Annotated in this window: 19 protein-coding genes; 6 read left to right on the top strand and 13 right to left on the bottom strand. The window is 49.9% G+C overall.

The annotated features are described in order from the left end of the window. Positions 1–13 precede the first annotated feature (13 nt). From ccsB to H8K26_RS02800, 3 genes are all read right to left on the bottom strand, one after another. Positions 14–1162: a c-type cytochrome biogenesis protein CcsB gene (gene ccsB, locus H8K26_RS02810; protein WP_390365958.1), complete on the bottom strand. Its 1149-nt coding sequence runs from the start codon at positions 1160–1162 to the stop codon at positions 14–16. Between the two features lie 78 nt (positions 1163–1240). Beyond that, a complete protein-coding gene (locus H8K26_RS02805; RefSeq protein WP_190477148.1) occupies positions 1241–3397 on the bottom strand; it encodes a cytochrome c biogenesis protein ResB in 2157 nt (718 codons plus the stop codon). A gap of 80 nt (positions 3398–3477) precedes the next feature. Continuing rightward, on the bottom strand, positions 3478–4143 hold the full coding sequence (locus H8K26_RS02800; protein WP_190477146.1) for a c-type cytochrome: 666 nt from the start codon (positions 4141–4143) through the stop codon (positions 3478–3480). A 211-nt stretch (positions 4144–4354) separates the two neighbouring features. On the opposite strand from H8K26_RS02800, the gene yihA reads away from it, so the two are divergent. From yihA to H8K26_RS02770, 6 genes are all read left to right on the top strand, one after another. Beyond that, on the top strand, positions 4355–5062 hold the full coding sequence (gene yihA, locus H8K26_RS02795) for a ribosome biogenesis GTP-binding protein YihA/YsxC (RefSeq protein ID WP_186884653.1): 708 nt from the start codon (positions 4355–4357) through the stop codon (positions 5060–5062). A gap of 173 nt (positions 5063–5235) precedes the next feature. Beyond that, entirely contained in the window at positions 5236–6246 is a 1011-nt protein-coding gene (gene hemB, locus H8K26_RS02790) for a porphobilinogen synthase (protein ID WP_186884652.1), read from the top strand. A 154-nt stretch (positions 6247–6400) separates the two neighbouring features. Further along, positions 6401–7648, top strand: coding sequence for a sterol desaturase family protein (locus H8K26_RS02785; RefSeq protein WP_190477144.1), 1248 nt, complete (start codon positions 6401–6403; stop codon positions 7646–7648). Then, positions 7629–8723: a magnesium transporter CorA family protein gene (locus H8K26_RS02780; protein WP_190477142.1), complete on the top strand. Its 1095-nt coding sequence runs from the start codon at positions 7629–7631 to the stop codon at positions 8721–8723. Before H8K26_RS02785 ends, H8K26_RS02780 begins: the two co-directional genes overlap by 20 nt. Positions 8724–8861: 138 nt before the next feature. Further along, positions 8862–10304 (top strand): exodeoxyribonuclease I, encoded by a 1443-nt coding sequence (gene sbcB, locus H8K26_RS02775; RefSeq protein WP_190477140.1) that lies wholly within the window; start codon positions 8862–8864, stop codon positions 10302–10304. 45 nt (positions 10305–10349) lie between these two features. Further along, the gene (locus H8K26_RS02770) at positions 10350–10781 is read left to right on the top strand and encodes a hypothetical protein (RefSeq protein ID WP_190477138.1); all 432 of its coding nucleotides are present in this window, start codon (positions 10350–10352) and stop codon (positions 10779–10781) included. A gap of 149 nt (positions 10782–10930) precedes the next feature. Here H8K26_RS02770 and H8K26_RS02765 read toward each other — a convergent pair whose 3' ends face one another. The 10 genes from H8K26_RS02765 to infA form a co-directional block, all read right to left on the bottom strand. After that, the gene (locus H8K26_RS02765; protein WP_190477136.1) at positions 10931–11569 is read right to left on the bottom strand and encodes a peroxiredoxin; all 639 of its coding nucleotides are present in this window, start codon (positions 11567–11569) and stop codon (positions 10931–10933) included. Between the two features lie 156 nt (positions 11570–11725). Next, on the bottom strand, positions 11726–13522 hold the full coding sequence (dsbD, locus tag H8K26_RS02760; protein ID WP_190477134.1) for a protein-disulfide reductase DsbD: 1797 nt from the start codon (positions 13520–13522) through the stop codon (positions 11726–11728). Then, a complete protein-coding gene (gene cutA, locus H8K26_RS02755) occupies positions 13519–13854 on the bottom strand; it encodes a divalent-cation tolerance protein CutA (RefSeq protein ID WP_370587083.1) in 336 nt (111 codons plus the stop codon). The genes dsbD and cutA overlap by 4 nt, the downstream gene beginning before the upstream one ends. Before the next feature lie 146 nt (positions 13855–14000). Further along, positions 14001–14396, bottom strand: coding sequence for a 50S ribosomal protein L17 (gene rplQ, locus H8K26_RS02750; protein WP_186884644.1), 396 nt, complete (start codon positions 14394–14396; stop codon positions 14001–14003). Positions 14397–14517: 121 nt separating this feature from the next. Then, positions 14518–15495 carry a DNA-directed RNA polymerase subunit alpha gene (locus H8K26_RS02745; RefSeq protein WP_186884643.1) on the bottom strand — a complete coding sequence of 326 codons (978 nt, stop codon included), beginning with the start codon at positions 15493–15495 and terminating at the stop codon, positions 14518–14520. Between the two features lie 102 nt (positions 15496–15597). Then, complete coding sequence (rpsD, locus tag H8K26_RS02740; RefSeq protein ID WP_186884642.1) at positions 15598–16221, bottom strand: 30S ribosomal protein S4; 624 nt, start codon at positions 16219–16221, stop codon at positions 15598–15600. Positions 16222–16417: 196 nt separating this feature from the next. Then, positions 16418–16822 (bottom strand): 30S ribosomal protein S11, encoded by a 405-nt coding sequence (rpsK, locus tag H8K26_RS02735; protein ID WP_110255932.1) that lies wholly within the window; start codon positions 16820–16822, stop codon positions 16418–16420. Between the two features lie 31 nt (positions 16823–16853). Then, positions 16854–17219: a 30S ribosomal protein S13 gene (gene rpsM, locus H8K26_RS02730; RefSeq protein ID WP_186884641.1), complete on the bottom strand. Its 366-nt coding sequence runs from the start codon at positions 17217–17219 to the stop codon at positions 16854–16856. A gap of 28 nt (positions 17220–17247) precedes the next feature. Next, positions 17248–17361: a 50S ribosomal protein L36 gene (gene rpmJ, locus H8K26_RS02725; RefSeq protein ID WP_014004415.1), complete on the bottom strand. Its 114-nt coding sequence runs from the start codon at positions 17359–17361 to the stop codon at positions 17248–17250. A gap of 33 nt (positions 17362–17394) precedes the next feature. Next, positions 17395–17613 (bottom strand): translation initiation factor IF-1, encoded by a 219-nt coding sequence (gene infA / locus H8K26_RS02720; protein WP_005663428.1) that lies wholly within the window; start codon positions 17611–17613, stop codon positions 17395–17397. Between the last annotated feature and the right edge of the window lie 15 nt (positions 17614–17628).

Raw genomic sequence — 17628 nt, 5'->3', positions numbered from 1 at the left:
AAAATTTAACTGATTACAGCGTGCCGTAGGAATGCAGGCCGGACAGGAACATATTGACGCCAAGGAAAGCAAATGTCGTCACGAGCAAACCCACCAGCGCCCACCAGGCGGCAACCTGCCCCCGCAAGCCCTTCATCAGGCGCATGTGCAGCCATGCAGCGTAATTCAGCCAGACGATCAGCGCCCAGGTTTCTTTCGGGTCCCACGACCAGTAACCGCCCCAGGCTTCCGCAGCCCACAGCGCACCAAGTATCGTGGCGATCGTGAAGAAGGCAAAACCCACCGCAATCGCTTTGTACATCACATCGTCCAGCACCTCCAGTGCAGGCAGGCGATCCTCCAGATAGCCTTTCGATTTCAGCAGATACGCCATTGCCACCATCGCCGCCAGCGCAAACGTGCCGTAACCGATGAAGTTTGCAGGTACATGAATTTTCATCCACCAGCTTTGCAGCGCCGGCACCAGCGGCTGAATTTCTGCCGCATCGCGAGTGACTGTGTACCACAGCAAAAAGCCAACCGCAGCGGAAATCACGAGCAACACAAATGCCCCTAATTGCCGGGTTTTGTATTCCTGTTCGTAGTACAGATAAAACAGTGCCGTAATCAGCGAAAACAGAATAAAGACTTCATACAGATTTGAGACCGGAATATGACCGATGTCGGCACCAACCAGATACGACTCATACCAGCGCACCAGCATACCGGTAAAGCCCATCACAACCGCCGCCCAGCACAGCACAGAGCCGACCGAGGCACCGAAATCAGACCGGGCAATCAAACCGCCCCAGTAAAATAAAGTCGATAAAAAGAACAGCGTGCTCATCCACAGAATCGCGGACTGGCTCGACAGCAGATATTTCAGAAAGAATTTCTGGTTCGCCATTTCCAGTGAACCGGCGTACAAATGAATGGCAAAGAAACTCAGTAAGGCCAGCAGTACGATCAGCGGACGCACCGGCTTCCAATGCCAGCCCAACCATGCAAATGTCGGGGCAGCTAACAACAAAATGCCTTTTTCATAGACATCCATGTAAGCACCGAAACGGTTCAATGCAAACAGCGACGCCATGCACAGAGCAACGGCATACAGCCAGTCGAGCACACCCAGTCGCTTAAAAAAGCCTTGATAGGGCGTGTAATTTTGTGTCATTTCCATCATTTCTCCCCGAACCAGAATAGGAAAATATCCTGGTCGTCAGTGTAGTCTATTCGTTGCATCTTTGTTCTGATTACATTCTTACGCCTGACCGTTACTGATCACCTGCCCCAGCTGCGCCTTCAGTTCGCCGAACTCTTTTTCAAAATCCAGGGTTTTGCGTTGTGAACTCAGAGCCATCAGTGTATTCGTCCCCTGTCCGTCGTCTTTGAGCCAGATCCAACAACGTCGCTCACGGATGTAAAACATCGCAAACACGCCTATGACTAAAAATAAGCAGCCGAGATAAACGATATTTTTCCCCGGTGAGCGAGTGACTTGCAATACCGATGCCTTGACCTCGTCAAAGCCTCTGAGTTGCAGATACACAGGCGCACCATAGAAATAAGCATCTGACATCGCACCGATAGATAATTGCAGGAAACGTCCATGTTTCTCAGTCAGTTCCAGCGCAGGCAACCCGTCTTTCTCACGCGCCAGCATCCACAGATCCCACAGGCTGCCATTCAGAATTTTCATGAATACATCCGCCGCCTTGCCCTGATCTGCGGCGGGAATCTGTTCTAAGAATGTCGAAATAGCCACGAAACCAGCTTGTTTTCCGTCGCCTGCAAAAATGCCCAGACTTTTTTTCGCAGATTCTGCCAGTTGCGTCTGCATCTGCGACGCATTGTTCATTTTGGCGGGCAAAGCTCTGGCTGCATAACGCTGTGCGGCAGCCTCACGCAGAGCCGGATTGGCGACCGCTGCGCGCAGACGCATCCATTCATTCACGCTGTCATTATCATCGGCAGGAATACGTAAATACCGGAAGGCATCAGCCGGACTATCTCTGGTACCGGCAAGAAACATGTAATCGCCATCGACCAGCAATGGCTGCATGTAATTATGAAACTCCCGCGCTTGCCCGGTTTTGTCGCGCAATTTGTACTGCACACTGGGGCCGACGTTTTTCAAATCCTTGTTGTTCGCATTCTTCGCAGCAGAACCAAGATGTTTGTCGAGATCGGCACTGAATTTTTCGTTAAAAGATTTACCGGTATTGACCGCGCGTACGTCAGCGCCATTCCGCGTCATGTTTTCGACGTTGAACGGGCGGAACCCTGACCATTCTATGGTGTAAGCATTGCCGCCCTGCCCGCTCAGCGGCGTATTTCCGCCGACTTCACCTGCGACTTCAAAACTGGTCGCCGATGCCCCGGACATAGGAAATGCGGCTAACTTCAAACGACTGCCGCCATCTTCAAAACTCGATTGATAGACCGCCACGCCTTTGTATATCAAAGGCTGATTCACCTTAATCGTAGAGTTGAATTTTTTACCGGTTTCATGATCGGTCACCTCAACATCGCTGGCAAACAACTTAGGCATGCCACTGCTGTAAAAATCGATCGTGAATTTATTCAGTTTAATCGTGAACGGCAAATCCTGAATCAGGACACCGGTTTGCTGCGGAATAATTGCAGTATTGCTGCTGGCACCTTCAGGAATCATAGTATTGCCACGGAAAGTGGGATTCGCCAGCGACAAGCGATGTTGCTGCGGAATATTGGCAATAATGCCGTTACCATCAAACGGCACTTTACCCATGAACCATTGCTGAAAGCGGATTGGCAACTCGGAGTCCAGCATGCCGCCGATACAGATAATCACGATCGCGGCATGCGCAAAAATATAGCCCCATTTATTCCCCGCTCCTTGCTTGGCGGCGATCAGGGTTGCACCTTCTTTTTCTACGACTTTGAATTTATAACCAATACGCGCAAGGTGTTGCGTCATATCAGCCAGCAGTTGCGAACGCTGATGCGTTGACGTCCATTCTGCTTTATGACGGAAATTGCGCAATGATTGCTCGCGCACGTTGTCGCGCCAGCTACGCATGTCTTTCAGCATTTTGGGGGCATTGCGAATCAGGCACAGACTGGTCGACAAGACCAGAAACGCCATGATCAGCAGAAACCACCAGGCAGAATACACAGAATACAAACTGAATTTACCGAAGACCTCAAACCAGAATGGCCCGAACTGATTGACGTAATTCGGCATAGGCTCATTTTGCTTGAGCACGGTGCCGATCACCGATGCAATCGAAATCAGCGTCAGCAAACTAATCGCAAAACGCATAGACGATATTAACTCTATCGCGTCGGCCAGCCACAACTTGCGGGTCGCAATCTGTATACCGCCGGTGTCGGCCACCGGATCATCCGCGATGCCGGTTTCTGTTTTGTTTTCCATACTGCTCCGAGAAAAACCTGAAAAAAAAGGGGATGGCTTTGCGCCACCCCCTCCTGTTGTCTTTAGCTTGTAGTAATCAGTTATTTCAAACCGGCTACGTAATCTGCAACTGCCTTCATTTCATCGTCCGACATTTTTTTGGCGATGGTCACCATTTGTGCGCTGTTTTTACGTGCACCAGTGCGGAAATTGGTCAACTGAGCAATCGTGTAATCCTGATGCTGGCCAGCGATACGTGGGAACTGAGCAGGAATACCGGCACCGTTAGGGCTATGGCAACCCGCGCAGGCAGGTACATTTTTCTCAGCAATACCGCCGCGATAGATTTGTTTGCCCAGTTCAACGATGTCTTTATTTTTTGCAGCACCCGGCTGAGATTTTTGTTTCGCCAGATAAGCAGCGACGTTTTTCATATCGTCTGCCGTCATCACTTTTGCAAAAGTCGTCATGACCGGATTGTTACGATCAGCGCCGGTGAAATCCTGCAACTGCTTCACGATATACGCGTCGTGCTGTGCAGACAACTTAGGATTGACGGTAATCGTGGAATTGCCGCCGGCACCATGACAGGATGCGCAGGCAACGATGCCGCGCGCCGGGTCGCCGTTAGTGAACAGCGCCTCGCCTTTAGCCGGATCTGCTTTAACAGCCTTGGCTGGTTCATTGGCATACGCGGAAGCAATCGAGGACAACGCCAGAATAGCGATGCTGATGGACTTCAAAAATGGTAAGAAAGCACGGTTCATTCAAACACCCTGAGACTAAATAATAGAAATCTGCCCTGATGGCGACACGTAGCTACTGGCTTGATCTGAATTCAGTTGAATCAAACCCTGGAAACAACCAGAAGGGGTCAGTACGATGCTGCTACCGCCCGTTACCGAACCCCTTATTGTACAATAGCTTTCAGGCGTTTTTACTGCTGACTGTTGCATTTTTCAATTTTTCCTTTCCTCTATGTCTATCCTCTGGCAAGCCCGCTTCTTTACTACGGTAAATCACTTACGTGATCTGCCGCGTACCCATGTACCGGAAATCGCATTCGCCGGTCGCTCCAATGCAGGCAAATCAACTGCCATTAATACCCTATGCAACCAGAAAAAGCTTTGTTTTGCATCAAAGACTCCTGGTCGCACTCAACATATCAACTATTTTTCTATCGGCGGAGCCCACGTCGCGATGCATCGCAAAGATGAAACCCGGGTTGATGAGATCCGTGCGCTACTGGTCGATTTACCCGGCTATGGCTACGCTGAAGTGCCCGGCGCGGCGAAAAATCACTGGAACCAGTTACTCGGCTCCTACATACAACGCCGAACGCAGCTCGCGGCATTGGTGCTGATTATGGATGCACGCCGCCCGTTTACCGATCTGGACATCCAGATGCTTGAATGGTTTGCGCCAAGTGGACGGCCTATCCATTGCATACTCACCAAAGCAGATAAATTAAACAAAAATGAATCTGCCAATGCTTTGCGCCAGGCCAAAGACATACTCGCCAGCTACGCGGATGATGAAGGTCCTTTATTTCCATACAGCGTGCAATTATTTTCAGCCTTGAAACGCACCGGCATAGAAGAAGCCGATGCAACGATACAGCGTTTACTTGGTCTGGATCGCCCGCCTGAACAGATGGAGACAGAAGTTCCACCAGAAAGCGAATAAAAAAAACCCCGGCTTTGGCCGGGGCGAAATAACACCGATACGAATAGGGACGAACGGTGCCCGCTCAGGGAGGAGAAGCGGTAGGCTTGGAGATCATGATTCCTAACCTGTGCGTTAAGATATGGCTGAACCCAAAAAGTTTCATTTACCTGACAAATATTTTTTAATTCATCATGGCCCAAAACAAACCCAATCTTTTCCCCGCTGTACGTATGCGTCGCATGCGTAAGGATGTTTTTTCACGCGCGATGATGCGCGAAAATACCATTACCTCTGCCGATCTGATTTATCCGGTATTTATACTGGATGGCGTTAATCAATGCGAAAAAGTGGCGTCGATGCCAGGCGTGGAACGCGTTTCCATTGATCTGCTGCTGGGCGTTGCAGAAGACTGCGTCGCACTCGGCATTCCAGTGATGGCTTTATTCCCGGTCATTAATCCCAGTTTAAAAACCCCGGACGGTATCGAAGCAACCAATCCTGACGGCCTGATGCCACGCGCTATCCGCGAGTTGAAAAGCCGCTTCCCTGAACTCGGCATTCTTACCGATGTCGCACTGGACCCCTACACCAGTCACGGTCAGGATGGCCTGATCGACGCGAATGGCTATGTGCTGAATGATGAAACCACAGAAATGCTGGTGCGTCAGGCACTGACCCACGCCCGCGCCGGCGCTGATATTGTTGCCCCCAGCGATATGATGGACGGCCGCATCGGTGCGATTCGTCATGCACTCGAAGCGAACAATTTTATTCACACGCGCATCATGGCTTACTCCGCTAAATATGCATCCGCTTTCTACGGCCCGTTCCGTGATGCGGTTGGCTCTGCGACCAATCTCGGCAAGAGCGATAAAGCAACCTACCAGATGGATCCGGCCAACAGCAATGAAGCCTTGCGCGAAGTGGCGCTTGATCTGGCCGAAGGTGCGGATATGGTGATGGTGAAACCCGGCATGCCATATCTTGATATTGTGCGTCGCGTCAAAGATGAATTCAGGGTGCCGACCTTCGCTTATCAGGTCAGCGGCGAATACGCGATGATTAAAGCGGCTGCGCAAAACGGCTGGCTCGATCACAACAAAACCATGATGGAATCCATGATGGCATTCAAACGGGCTGGTGCCGATGGCGTACTGACCTATTTTGCCCGCGATATCGCACGCTTGCTGCGACACGCTTAAACCACCACACCGGCTGCGCCGGTGTTCTACCTACGCAGATAACTGCCGCCAGCGATGCTGCGCGACAGCATTCTGCGTCACGGCTACAGGCATTCCCAAGATGTCTGTAGCCGTGTAGCATCACTGCTTCCTTTCTCTTTTGACGGTGAAGCGCATGCAAGAAAAAGTCATCACTTTTGCCAGCCCGATATTTTTTCTGCTGATCGCGCTTGAAGCCTACGTCGCTATGCGCCGGCATCGCCATGAATACCGCGTTAATGATGCGATCAACAGCCTCAGCCTGGGCGTGATGAGCCAGATTATTAACGTCTTTCTGAAGTTATTATCTATCGGTATTTACGTCTGGGTTGCGCAACATTTTGCCATCGCCACGCTGCCAGCAGATCAACCCTGGGTCTGGCTCAGCGGTCTGTTGCTGTATGACTTTTTATATTACTGGCTGCACCGCATGGGTCATATGACGAACCTGCTGTGGGCAGCGCATGTCGTCCATCATCAAAGTGAACATTACAATCTGAGTACCGCGTTGCGGCAAACCAGCAGCGGCCATTTATTCGGCTGGATATTTTATTTACCGATGGCATTGCTCGGTTATCCGCCGGAAGTATTCATCGTCGTGGGACTGATCGATTTGCTGTATCAATTCTGGATACACACGCAGCAAATCGACAAGCTGGGCTGGTTTGACCGCGTGTTTGCATCGCCGTCAAATCATCGCGTGCATCATGCGGTCAATGACATCTATCTGGATAAAAATTTCGGCGGCATCCTGATCCTATGGGATCGCTTGTTCGGCACCTTCATCGAAGAGCAGGATGCGCATCCTGTCGTGTTTGGCACACGCAAACCCTTGCGTAGCTGGAATCCATTCTGGGCCAATGCGGAAGTCTATGCTGCCGTGCTGAAAGACATGCTGAGTACCCGGCGCTGGGTGGATAAATTCAAGATCTGGCTGATGCCGCCGGGATGGCAACCTGCCGATCTGGCGGCACGCTCTGCGCCCGTCACATTCGATCTGCAACGGCCAGAATATAATCCGCCATTGCAAGGCGCGCTGATGTGGTACTGTCTCGCGCAGTTCGCGCTGGGACTGAATATCACAACGCATTTTTTACTCAGCGCAAATAACGCCGGTGGCGTTTCGCTGATGCTCTATGCAATGTGGCTGCTGGCCGGTTTCTGGATCATCGGCGGTCTGATGCAACAGCAAAAATTCTTTGCGCTGTTCGAAGCATTCAGAATTGCAATCTGTGCTGCGATGGTGCTGACGACATCAAGCTGGTTTGGCATCAGCACACTCACCAGTACGGCGCAGGCCTGCATCCTTACCGCCTGCGCGGCTTGCTTACTGACGCTCTTACTGATTTTTAAAACGAAACCGCATGGATATCTTTCATATTAACGACAATCAGGTATTACTCAATCCGGATTCCGCCGTCACACCGCAAGGCTTTCTGTGGCTGGATGCAACCCACGATGAAGTCAGCAACAATGCAGAGGCATGGCGGGCAGAAGTAGAACGCATTACCGGCATTCATATTTACGATCTGCATCTGAGCGATGCCGTCAATCTGAGCCATCCTTCGTATTTCGATAACACCCATGATTACGAGTTGGTGGTCTTTCGCAAGCTCGCGTTAAACGGTGAAGCTGTCGCAACCGACACCACAGAAAAACGGAAAATTCCGGCTGCGCTGAATAAATTATTGACCGTTCCGGTCTCCTTTTTTGTCTTCAGTCATGCGCTTGTCACCGTCCGTGCGGCGAACAGCAAAACCATCGACAACGCCCGCGCCCGCTTGCTGAATTACAAGGCCAAAGCCGATGGCGGCAGTCATGGTCGCTTGCCAGCGTCACCCGAAGATCTGATGCTGCGCTTACTCAATGCGATGGTGGATCAGTATCTGGAATTGCGCCAGCCACTGACACAACAACTCGATCGCTGGCAGCACGCGCTGCTGGACCCGCGCCGCCCGTTCAATAATTGGATGGCCTTGCTCGATTCGCGTCTGGAATTACGCAAACTCGATAATCTGTGCGAAGAACAACGCGATGCATTGCAGGAATTGCGCGATCATATCGTCGATACGCATGACGGCAATGACGATGCGCAAAGCCGTGCGAAAGATTTGTTATTGGTTCGCACGACTGATGTGATGGAACACATCAGCCGCGTACTGAATCATGCGCGCCGCCTCGAAGCATCGCTGGAATCGGCGGTGCAGATACACTTTTCTGCGATGGCGCACCGCACCAGCGAAATCATGCGCACCCTGACAGTCATCACGGCCTTGTTCATGCCACTGACACTGATTACCGGGATTTTCGGTATGAATTTTGAAGTCATGCCGCTGCTCAAAAACGCCTCCGGTTTCTGGATCACGATGGGTGCGATGGGCTTCATCGTCGTGCTGCTGTTGATATATTTCCGCAGCCAGCGCTACCTCGAAGATCGCCTGCGCAATTCGCGTCGATAATACGTTTTTGGGGGAGTATGTGGTTAAATACCCTTCATTTCCTTATAAACATTGAGCATTTAAAAATACTCCCCCCAGTATATTTCACCTGTTTTTGCACTTATTTCTTTTACTTTTGCAGCCATTCCTGACGATTCCATGCAAGCACTGACCTATCTGTGGCACGACTATGAAACTTTCGGCGCCGTGCCACGCCGCGATCGCCCGGCGCAATTTGCCGCCATCCGCACCGATGCGGAACTCAATGAAATCGGCGACGAACTGATGCTGTATTGCCAGCCCGCACCCGATTTTCTGCCCGATCCACAAGCCTGCCTGATCACCGGAATCACGCCGCAAACTTGCCTGCAAAGCGGCGTTCCGGAACACGAATTCGCGCGGCAAATCGAAGCCGCATTCGCGCAACCCGGCACCGTCGGCGTCGGCTACAACACCATACGCTTCGATGATGAAGTCACCCGTTTTTTATTCTGGCGCAATCTGATCGACCCGTATGCCCGCGAATGGCAAAACAATTGCAGCCGCTGGGATATTCTCGATGTCGTGCGTACCGCGTATGCGCTGCGCCCCGACGGCATACAGTGGCCGCGTAACGAAGAAGGTAAAGTCAGCTTCCGCCTCGAACATCTGACGGCCGCCAACGGCCTCAGCCACGAAGCCGCGCATGATGCTTTATCCGATGTGCGCGCGACGATTGCGATGGCGCGTTTGCTGAAAGAAAAAAATCCGCGGCTGTTTGATTTCTGCCTGAGTCTGCGCAAGAAAGATCGCGTGATGGAAGAGATAGGCTGGCCTGTGCCAAAGCCGTTTCTGCACATCACGGGCATGATTCCGGCAGAACGCGGATGCATCAGCGTGATGTGGCCGCTGGCGATGCATCCGACCAACAAAAACGAAATCATCGTCTGGGATTTGAGCGCCGATCCGGCTGAATTATTTTCGCTCAGCAGCGAAGAAATTCAGCTGCGTATGTTCAGCAAGAGCAGCGATTTACCTGAGGGTGTGACCCGTCTGCCGATCAAAACCATCCACATCAATAAATCACCAATAGTCATCAGCAATCTGAAAACACTATCCGCCGAACGCGCCGCGCATTGGGGCATCGATATGAATGCAGTGATGGCGCACGCTGCCATCGCAGCCCATGCGCCGGACATGGCTCAGATATGGGAAGTGGTGTTTGACCGCTCTGCCGCAAACGGCTCATCAACGAACAATGATGTTGACGAAGATTTGTACAACGGCTTCATCGGCAATGCTGACCGGCGCTTACTGAACGAGCTGCGGGCGCTGCCAGCAGAACAACTGGCGCAAGCCTCGACCCATTTTCAAGATGCACGACTGGACGAACTGCTGTTCCGCTATCGCGCCAGAAATTTCCCCGCAACGCTGAGTGCGGAAGAAGCAGAAGTATGGGAACAACACCGCGCCGCCCGCCTGCATGACGGGCTGGGCAATGCAATGACGGTAGAACAGTTTTTTGAGCGCATCGATCAGTTATCGGAAGAAGCCGATGAACGCGCCGAAGAGATACTCGGTGCTTTGTATGATTACGCTGAGCACATCACGCCTATGCGTTGAACAGAAAAAAGATAGAACTTGCCTCCCAATACTCTCGATGCCAAAATGGCATTCTTACAATGGGAGCAAGTTCTAATGAAAACATTTTTCCGTATTGCGATCTTGATCGGAATGATCGCTCAAACTGCTTGCACCCGTGAAAGCACTCAAATTGCACCTGGCAAGCTCACGGTACGCTGGGAGCTGCCGCCTCAAAAAGTCACGATGGATGTCAATCGCGAAGCACCTACGATAGATCCGCAACTCGATCAACAACTTCGTACCATCGGAAGTTATCAACTGACGAAAAAAATCATTTATCAGGATGGTCAGCAGACTGATTCTTATGTTGCAGAATTCGTCAATCCAATATCAGAAGAAAAACGCAAACAGGCAATACCAGTGCTCGTCAGCATGCTAGATAAGTACACTGTCTCAGTAACCTCGGAAGGCAATAAAAAGCTCACTACGAAGACGATTAGCCAGCTTCCCTGGTGAGAGAACGCATACGCATCCGCTTGTCTGCAAAAGCAATGATGCGTCAATGCACGAACAACAAGGATATCTGCCAGCTTAGGAACGTTGGGCCACGCAAATAAAAAATCCCCGATCGCTTTCGCACTGGGGATTTTTCATTGAAACGTCAGTTACTTATTTGGTTGCGGTGTAATGCGCAGATACGGCTTCGGTGCTTTGTAACCTTTCGGGTATTTCTGCTTGATCACTTCTTCATCTTTGATCGACAAAGGAATAATCACATCGTCACCATCACGCCAGTTGCCTGGTGTGGCGACCGTATAGCCATCGGTCAGTTGCAGGGCATCGATCACACGCAGCACTTCATCAAAATTGCGGCCAGTGGTCAACGGATAAGTAATGATCAGGCGAACTTTTTTATTCGGATCAATGATGAATAGCGAGCGCACTGTGACGGTTTCCGATTGATTCGGGTGAATCATGTCGTACAACGCGGCAACCTTACGATCAGCATCAGCGATGATAGGGAAACCAACCACGGTATGCTGCGTTTCCTCAATATCTTTAATCCATTGCAGATGTGAATCCGCGCCGTCAACCGACAAGGCAATCGCTTTGACATTGCGCTTGTCAAACTCTGGCTTCAGCTTCGCGGTCAAGCCGAGTTCTGTGGTGCAGACCGGTGTGAAATCCGCCGGATGGGAAAATAGCACCACCCAGGAATTGCCAGCCCATTCGTGGAATTTCAGTTTTCCTATGGAGGAATCCTGCTCGAAATCCGGTGCAATATCGCCTAAACGTAAAGTCATCTTACTCTCCCAAAAATGTAGAGTCTGACTATAAGTCGCCTCTTTCAACTTCTCAAGAACAGAGAAGTTGCAAGCTTATATCGGCTTAGTTATATAAGTGCGATTAGGAGGGACGCTGGATCAGCGCTGCAAAAGTACGGCGCTGATCCCGGTTAATTACTTACCTTCAATTCTTGATAGGGACTGCAAGAATTTTTCAGCATTCTGGAAGCCGACGACGCGACTGTCTGGAATTTCTGCACCTTGATTATTGAAGAAAATGATGCCCGGAGGGCCGAATAATTTAAAGCGCTTCAGCATTTCTTTATCGTCGTCATTATTCGCGGTAACGTCGACTTGCAGCAGCAACATTGCATCCATTTTTACTTTTACTTTAGGATCTGTAAACGTCAGTTTCTCCATCTCTTTACAAGAGACGCACCAGTCGGCATAGAAATCGAGCATCGCGGTTTTTCCTTTGCTCTGCGCCAATGCCGCGTCCAGCTCTGCAACATTACGTACACGGACAAACACTGCACCATGCGTCTGCGTGCCGAACAAATGAGCGACCGGAGCATAGATATCGCGACCGCCGGTAGCGACACCAACGAGCTGCAATAAACCCAGTACGCCGAACGCAGCGGCAATCAGCTTCCCTGGCAAACCTGATCGATGAAAAAATAACTGATAGCCAGCGTATGCAATCAATAGCGTTGCCCACCCGAGCATCTGTAACCAGACCGGAATGACTGGCGAAATCATCCATAACGCCATCGCCAGCATCAGCACACCAAAGAAACGTTTGATGTTTTCCATCCAGATTCCAGCGCGTGGTAACAAGCTGCCTGCAGATATACCGAGTAACAACAAAGGCACGCCCATACCGATCGCAATAGCGAACATTGCGGCACCACCAACGATCACATCGCGCGTCTGACTGATATAGACCAGCGCGCCAAGCAATGGGCCCGTGACACATGGTCCAACGATCAACGCAGAAATCGCTCCCATCAGGAATACACCAATTAATTTTCCTAATTTACTATCGCGCTGACCTTCGGAAATTTCGGTTAACTTAGTTTGTAATGCCGCCGGCATTTGCAATTGATAGACGTTAAACATCGACAACGCGAAGAACACCATCAATAAGGAAAATGCACCCAATACCCAAGGATTTTGCAGGGTCGCCGCCAAGCCCTCACCGGCGAGACCGGCAGCAACACCCATTCCTGTGTACACCAGTGACATCCCCAGGACATACGCAAGCGATAACATAAATCCACGCGTACGACTGACACCCGCGCCTTCACCAACGATGATAAAAGACAAAATAGGCACCATCGGCAGCACACACGGTGTCAGCGATAAGCCCAGACCAAGAATGAAGAACAAAGGCAGGATGACGGATAACTTACCGCTCTTTAGTGCTGCACTGATGCTGCTGCTTTCTGCATCTGGCGCGGCATCGGTCTTGCTGAGGTCTGCGCCGCCCGACTGTGACGAAGTGGCAGCGTTACCCGCTGCGATGCTCAGTCTGAATTCACTTTCCAACGGCGGATAGCACAAGCCCTGATCAGCACATCCTTGTCTGCCGACTTTCAATGTGAAGTCATTAGCAGCCTGTACCGGAATCCTGATCAATACAGACTTGCGGTACGTCTCAACGTCTTTCTGAAAAGTTTCGTCAAACTTGACCTTACCGGCTGGCAGCACGACATCGCCAATTTTTGCGTCGGCCGAAGTGAATTTCAACTTTTCACGGTACAAATAATAACCATCAGCAATGGTCAGCGTCACCTCGGCAACGCCGGGTTCAGCCATTCTGGCTGATGCTTTGAAAGCGACTTCCGGATCGAGAAACTCATCGGCATGCGCCAGGCTACTGAGAATCAGAAATGCGCTCATTAACAGCATCTGTAATACATGAATGAAACCGTTTTGCGGCGAGAGCGTTGCGATGCGATGCGTGTTCATTTAAGTCCTGTTTGTTCTTGTACCCATTGCAGATAGGCAGGTAAGCCATCGACCACGGGAATAGCAATAATTTCCGGTACTTGGTAAGGGTGCAGCGAGCAAATCAATGCCTGCAGATCTGGATAGGCTTGAGTTGTTGTCTTGATGTGCAATGGCACTTCAGTAGTGACTTCCTGCTGACCATCCCACGTGTACAGAGACATTATTTCGGGCATGACGTTCACGCATGCGGCCAAATTATTTTCTAATATATTTTGGGCGATCGTGAGCGCAACGGTCTTATCCGGACAATTCGTCATTACCAGTAAAACTTTATCGTCGTTTGTCTTCATAGCGCTCATTTTAGCAAGAGTCTGATGATCACGAGCAACCCAAACTGAATAGAGCTAAATATAAACGCGTTGATAACAGGCACACAAATGAAGAAAAAAAAGCCCGGATAAACCGGGCCTTTTTATTTAAGAAATATCGTCTTAAATTATTCTGCTACTGGAGCATTTTCTACATCAGTGACTTCTGGACGATCCAGCAACTCAACGTAAGCCATCGGTGCATTGTCGCCAACGCGGAAGCCCATTTTCAGAATACGCAGGTAGCCGCCATTACGATTTGCGTAACGTGGGCCGAGTTCCGCAAACAGTTTCAAAACCATTTCGCGATCGCGCAGACGGGAAAACGCCAGACGTTTGTTAGCCAATGTATCAACTTTACCCAAAGTCAGAATCGGCTCGATAACGCGGCGCAGTTCTTTTGCTTTTGGCAATGTTGTTTTGATCGCTTCGTGACGCAACAGGGATACTGTCATGTTGCGCAACATAGCCAAACGGTGGGATGAAGTACGATTCAGCTTACGTAAGCCGTGACGGTGACGCATGGTATTTCCTTTCAGATTTCATTGCCAGCTCTTCTATCGACAACATTGTCGCGGGCCGGTAATTATTTTTACTACGATAAAAAAATGAACGGCTTTATTTAAAACCGTTCATTCCGACAAATTATTTTTCCAAGCCTGCAGGTGGCCAGTTTTCCAGCTTCATGCCCAAAGACAAGCCACGGGAAGCCAACACTTCTTTGATTTCGTTCAAAGATTTGCGACCCAGGTTTGGTGTCTTTAACAGTTCATTTTCGCTACGTTGGATCAGATCACCAATGTAGTAAATGTTTTCTGCTTTCAGGCAGTTTGCTGAACGTACTGTCAATTCCAGATCATCCACTGGACGCAACAGAACTGGATCAACGGCTGGTGCACGGGATGGTGCTTCAGCGGCTGCTTCTGTACCTTCCAGAGCAGCGAAGACATTCAATTGATCAACCAGCACGCGGGCAGATTGACGAATTGCTTCTTCTGGTGTGATCACGCCATTGGTTTCAATATTGATGATCAATTTATCCAGATCGGTACGCTGTTCAACACGAGCGGACTCAACGGAGTAAGAAACACGACGCACTGGAGAGAAAGACGCATCCAGAATCATGCGGCCTATCGTTTTGTTTGCATCTTCAGACAAACGACGAACGTTACCAGGCACATAGCCACGGCCTTTTTCAACTTTGATCTGCATGTCCAGCTTACCGCCGGCGGTCAGATTCGCGATGACGTGATCTGGATTGATCAGTTCCACATCATGTGGCAACTCGATGTCGGACGCCAACACTGCGCCTTCGCCATCTTTTTTCAATGTCAGTGTCACTTCTTCACGATTGTGCAACTTGAATACAACACCCTTCAAGTTCAACAGAATATCAACGACGTCTTCTTGAACGCCATCGAGGGATGAATACTCATGAACAACACCAGCAATCACTACTTCAGTTGGCGCATAACCAACCATCGTCGACAACAATACGCGACGCAGCGCATTGCCCAGTGTGTGGCCATAGCCACGTTCAAACGGTTCCATCACGACTTTAGCGTGACCGGCACCCAGCATTTCCACATCGATAATACGTGGCTTCAACAGATTGTTTTGCATGAAATGTCCTTTTCAATACCCTCGGCTCGTTACACCGATAAGGCTGACGGCATTAAAGAAAAAGCCTGCCTGTCGTAAAACAGGCAGGCGATGAAACTAAAATTAACGAGAATACAATTCAACGATCAGGGATTCGTTGACATCGTGAGCGATATCGCTACGATCTGGCATGGACTTGTAAGTGCCTTCCATTTTCTTCGCATCAACAGCTACCCATGAAGGCATGCCGGATTGCTCAGCCAGGGACAGAGCTTCAACGATACGAACTTGTTTTTTCGCTTTTTCACGAACAGCAACAACGTCACCAGCTTTAACTTGGTAAGAAGCGATGTTAACAACGATACCGTTGACTGTGAAAGCTTTGTGGCTTACCAACTGACGTGCTTCAGCACGTGTAGAGCCGAAGCCCATGCGGTATGCAACGTTGTCGAGACGGGATTCCAGCAATTTCAACAGTGTTTCGCCTGTGTTGCCTTTTTGGCGATCAGCTTCAGCGAAGTAGCGGCGGAATTGACGTTCCAGAACGCCGTACATACGTTTAACTTTTTGCTTTTCGCGTAATTGATTACCGAAGTCAGAAGTACGTGCGCCAGATTTAGCACCGTGTTGACCTGGTTTTACATCTAATTTGCATTTTGAATCCAAAGAGCGGCGTGCGCTTTTCAGAAACAGATCCGTGCCTTCACGACGGGATAACTTAGCTTTTGGTCCGATATAACGTGCCACAATATTTTCCTTTTATAAATGACGCAGAACTTGGCTGCGCTAGTCTGATCTGCTTGCTATCAGACAGTGGTCTTAAAGGCGAAAGCGAATCGCTTAATGCCTGAAATAAAATTCCCAACACAAAACCCGCCAACAAAATGGCGGGCTTGCATTCTAACGGAAATACCGTCAGAACGCCAGCAGCAAATGCTACCGCTTAGATACGACGACGCTTTGGAGGGCGGCAGCCGTTGTGTGGTACTGGAGTTACGTCTTGGATCAAAGAAATCTTGATGCCGAGATTGTTCAGTGCGCGTACTGAAGATTCACGACCTGGGCCTGGGCCTTTGATGCGAACTTCCAGATTTTTGATACCGCATTCAACAGCAACTTTACCTGCTGCTTCCGCTGCAACCTGAGCTGCGAACGGAGTAGATTTACGTGAGCCTTTAAAACCAGCACCGCCAGCAGTTGCCCAAGAGAGAGCATTGCCTTGACGATCAGTGATCGTGATGATGGTGTTATTGAAAGAAGCGTGAACGTGTGCGATACCTTCAGCAACGTTCTTTTTAACTTTCTTACGAGCACGTGCTGCTGCTGCGTTGTTTTGTGCTTTTGCCATAATGATTTCCTTGGATCCGGGCTAGCCTGGATTATTTCTTCAAAGATTGAGCTGCTTTACGTGGACCTTTACGTGTACGTGCGTTAGTACGTGTACGTTGGCCACGGCAAGGCAAGCCTTTACGATGACGCAAGCCGCGATAGCAACCCAAGTCCATCAAGCGCTTGATGTTCATGGACAATTCACGACGCAAGTCACCTTCGACGATAAATTTACCGATTTCGTCGCGAAGCTTCTCGAGTTCGTTGTCATCCAGATCTTTAACCTTTTTATTGGTCAAAACACCTGTTGCTTCACAGATTTTCTGTGAGCGTGGACGGCCAATACCATAGATAGCAGTTAAGCCGATTACGGTATGCTGATGATTTGGGATATTAACCCCTGCGATACGTGCCATTCGTTATTCCTCGTTCAATAACGTTAAATTAACCTTGGCGCTGTTTATGGCGTGGTTCTGTGCAAATAACACGAACAACACCTTTGCGCTTGATGATTTTGCAGTTGCGGCAGATCCGCTTAACTGATGCGAGAACTTTCATTTTTGCCCTCTTCCCTTCTTGTTCACTTTTAATTTACTTGGTTCGGAACACTATTCGCGCCCGGCTCAAATCATAAGGCGTCAATTCCACTGTCACCTTATCACCTGGAAGAATACGGATATAGTTCATCCGCATCTTCCCGGAAATATGGCCTAGTACAACATGCCCGTTTTCCAACTTAACTCTAAATGTTGCATTCGGAAGATTCTCCAGAATCTCGCCCTGCATCTGTATAACGTCGTCTTTTGCCATTCGATCTGCTGTCCC

This window comes from Cognatundibacterium aquatile (assembly GCF_014699135.1).
Classification (GTDB): domain Bacteria; phylum Pseudomonadota; class Gammaproteobacteria; order Burkholderiales; family Burkholderiaceae_D; genus Undibacterium; species Undibacterium aquatile.
Note: the sequence above shows the minus strand (reverse complement) of the source record. Positions and strands in the feature narration are given on the sequence as shown.

What these genes read in the sequence shown, in the direction of transcription:
- ccsB (WP_390365958.1), bottom strand. Translation starts at nt 1,162, where the DNA reads ATGATGGAAATGACACAAAATTACACGCCCTATCAAGGCTTTTTTAAG.
- H8K26_RS02805 (WP_190477148.1), bottom strand. Translation starts at nt 3,397, where the DNA reads ATGGAAAACAAAACAGAAACCGGCATCGCGGATGATCCGGTGGCCGAC.
- H8K26_RS02800 (WP_190477146.1), bottom strand. Translation starts at nt 4,143, where the DNA reads ATGAACCGTGCTTTCTTACCATTTTTGAAGTCCATCAGCATCGCTATT.
- yihA (WP_186884653.1), top strand. Translation starts at nt 4,355, where the DNA reads ATGTCTATCCTCTGGCAAGCCCGCTTCTTTACTACGGTAAATCACTTA.
- hemB (WP_186884652.1), top strand. Translation starts at nt 5,236, where the DNA reads ATGGCCCAAAACAAACCCAATCTTTTCCCCGCTGTACGTATGCGTCGC.
- H8K26_RS02785 (WP_190477144.1), top strand. Translation starts at nt 6,401, where the DNA reads ATGCAAGAAAAAGTCATCACTTTTGCCAGCCCGATATTTTTTCTGCTG.
- H8K26_RS02780 (WP_190477142.1), top strand. Translation starts at nt 7,629, where the DNA reads ATGGATATCTTTCATATTAACGACAATCAGGTATTACTCAATCCGGAT.
- sbcB (WP_190477140.1), top strand. Translation starts at nt 8,862, where the DNA reads ATGCAAGCACTGACCTATCTGTGGCACGACTATGAAACTTTCGGCGCC.
- H8K26_RS02770 (WP_190477138.1), top strand. Translation starts at nt 10,350, where the DNA reads ATGGCATTCTTACAATGGGAGCAAGTTCTAATGAAAACATTTTTCCGT.
- H8K26_RS02765 (WP_190477136.1), bottom strand. Translation starts at nt 11,569, where the DNA reads ATGACTTTACGTTTAGGCGATATTGCACCGGATTTCGAGCAGGATTCC.
- dsbD (WP_190477134.1), bottom strand. Translation starts at nt 13,522, where the DNA reads ATGAACACGCATCGCATCGCAACGCTCTCGCCGCAAAACGGTTTCATT.
- cutA (WP_370587083.1), bottom strand. Translation starts at nt 13,854, where the DNA reads ATGAAGACAAACGACGATAAAGTTTTACTGGTAATGACGAATTGTCCG.
- rplQ (WP_186884644.1), bottom strand. Translation starts at nt 14,396, where the DNA reads ATGCGTCACCGTCACGGCTTACGTAAGCTGAATCGTACTTCATCCCAC.
- H8K26_RS02745 (WP_186884643.1), bottom strand. Translation starts at nt 15,495, where the DNA reads ATGCAAAACAATCTGTTGAAGCCACGTATTATCGATGTGGAAATGCTG.
- rpsK (WP_110255932.1), bottom strand. Translation starts at nt 16,822, where the DNA reads ATGGCAAAAGCACAAAACAACGCAGCAGCAGCACGTGCTCGTAAGAAA.
- rpsM (WP_186884641.1), bottom strand. Translation starts at nt 17,219, where the DNA reads ATGGCACGTATCGCAGGGGTTAATATCCCAAATCATCAGCATACCGTA.
- rpmJ (WP_014004415.1), bottom strand. Translation starts at nt 17,361, where the DNA reads ATGAAAGTTCTCGCATCAGTTAAGCGGATCTGCCGCAACTGCAAAATC.
- infA (WP_005663428.1), bottom strand. Translation starts at nt 17,613, where the DNA reads ATGGCAAAAGACGACGTTATACAGATGCAGGGCGAGATTCTGGAGAAT.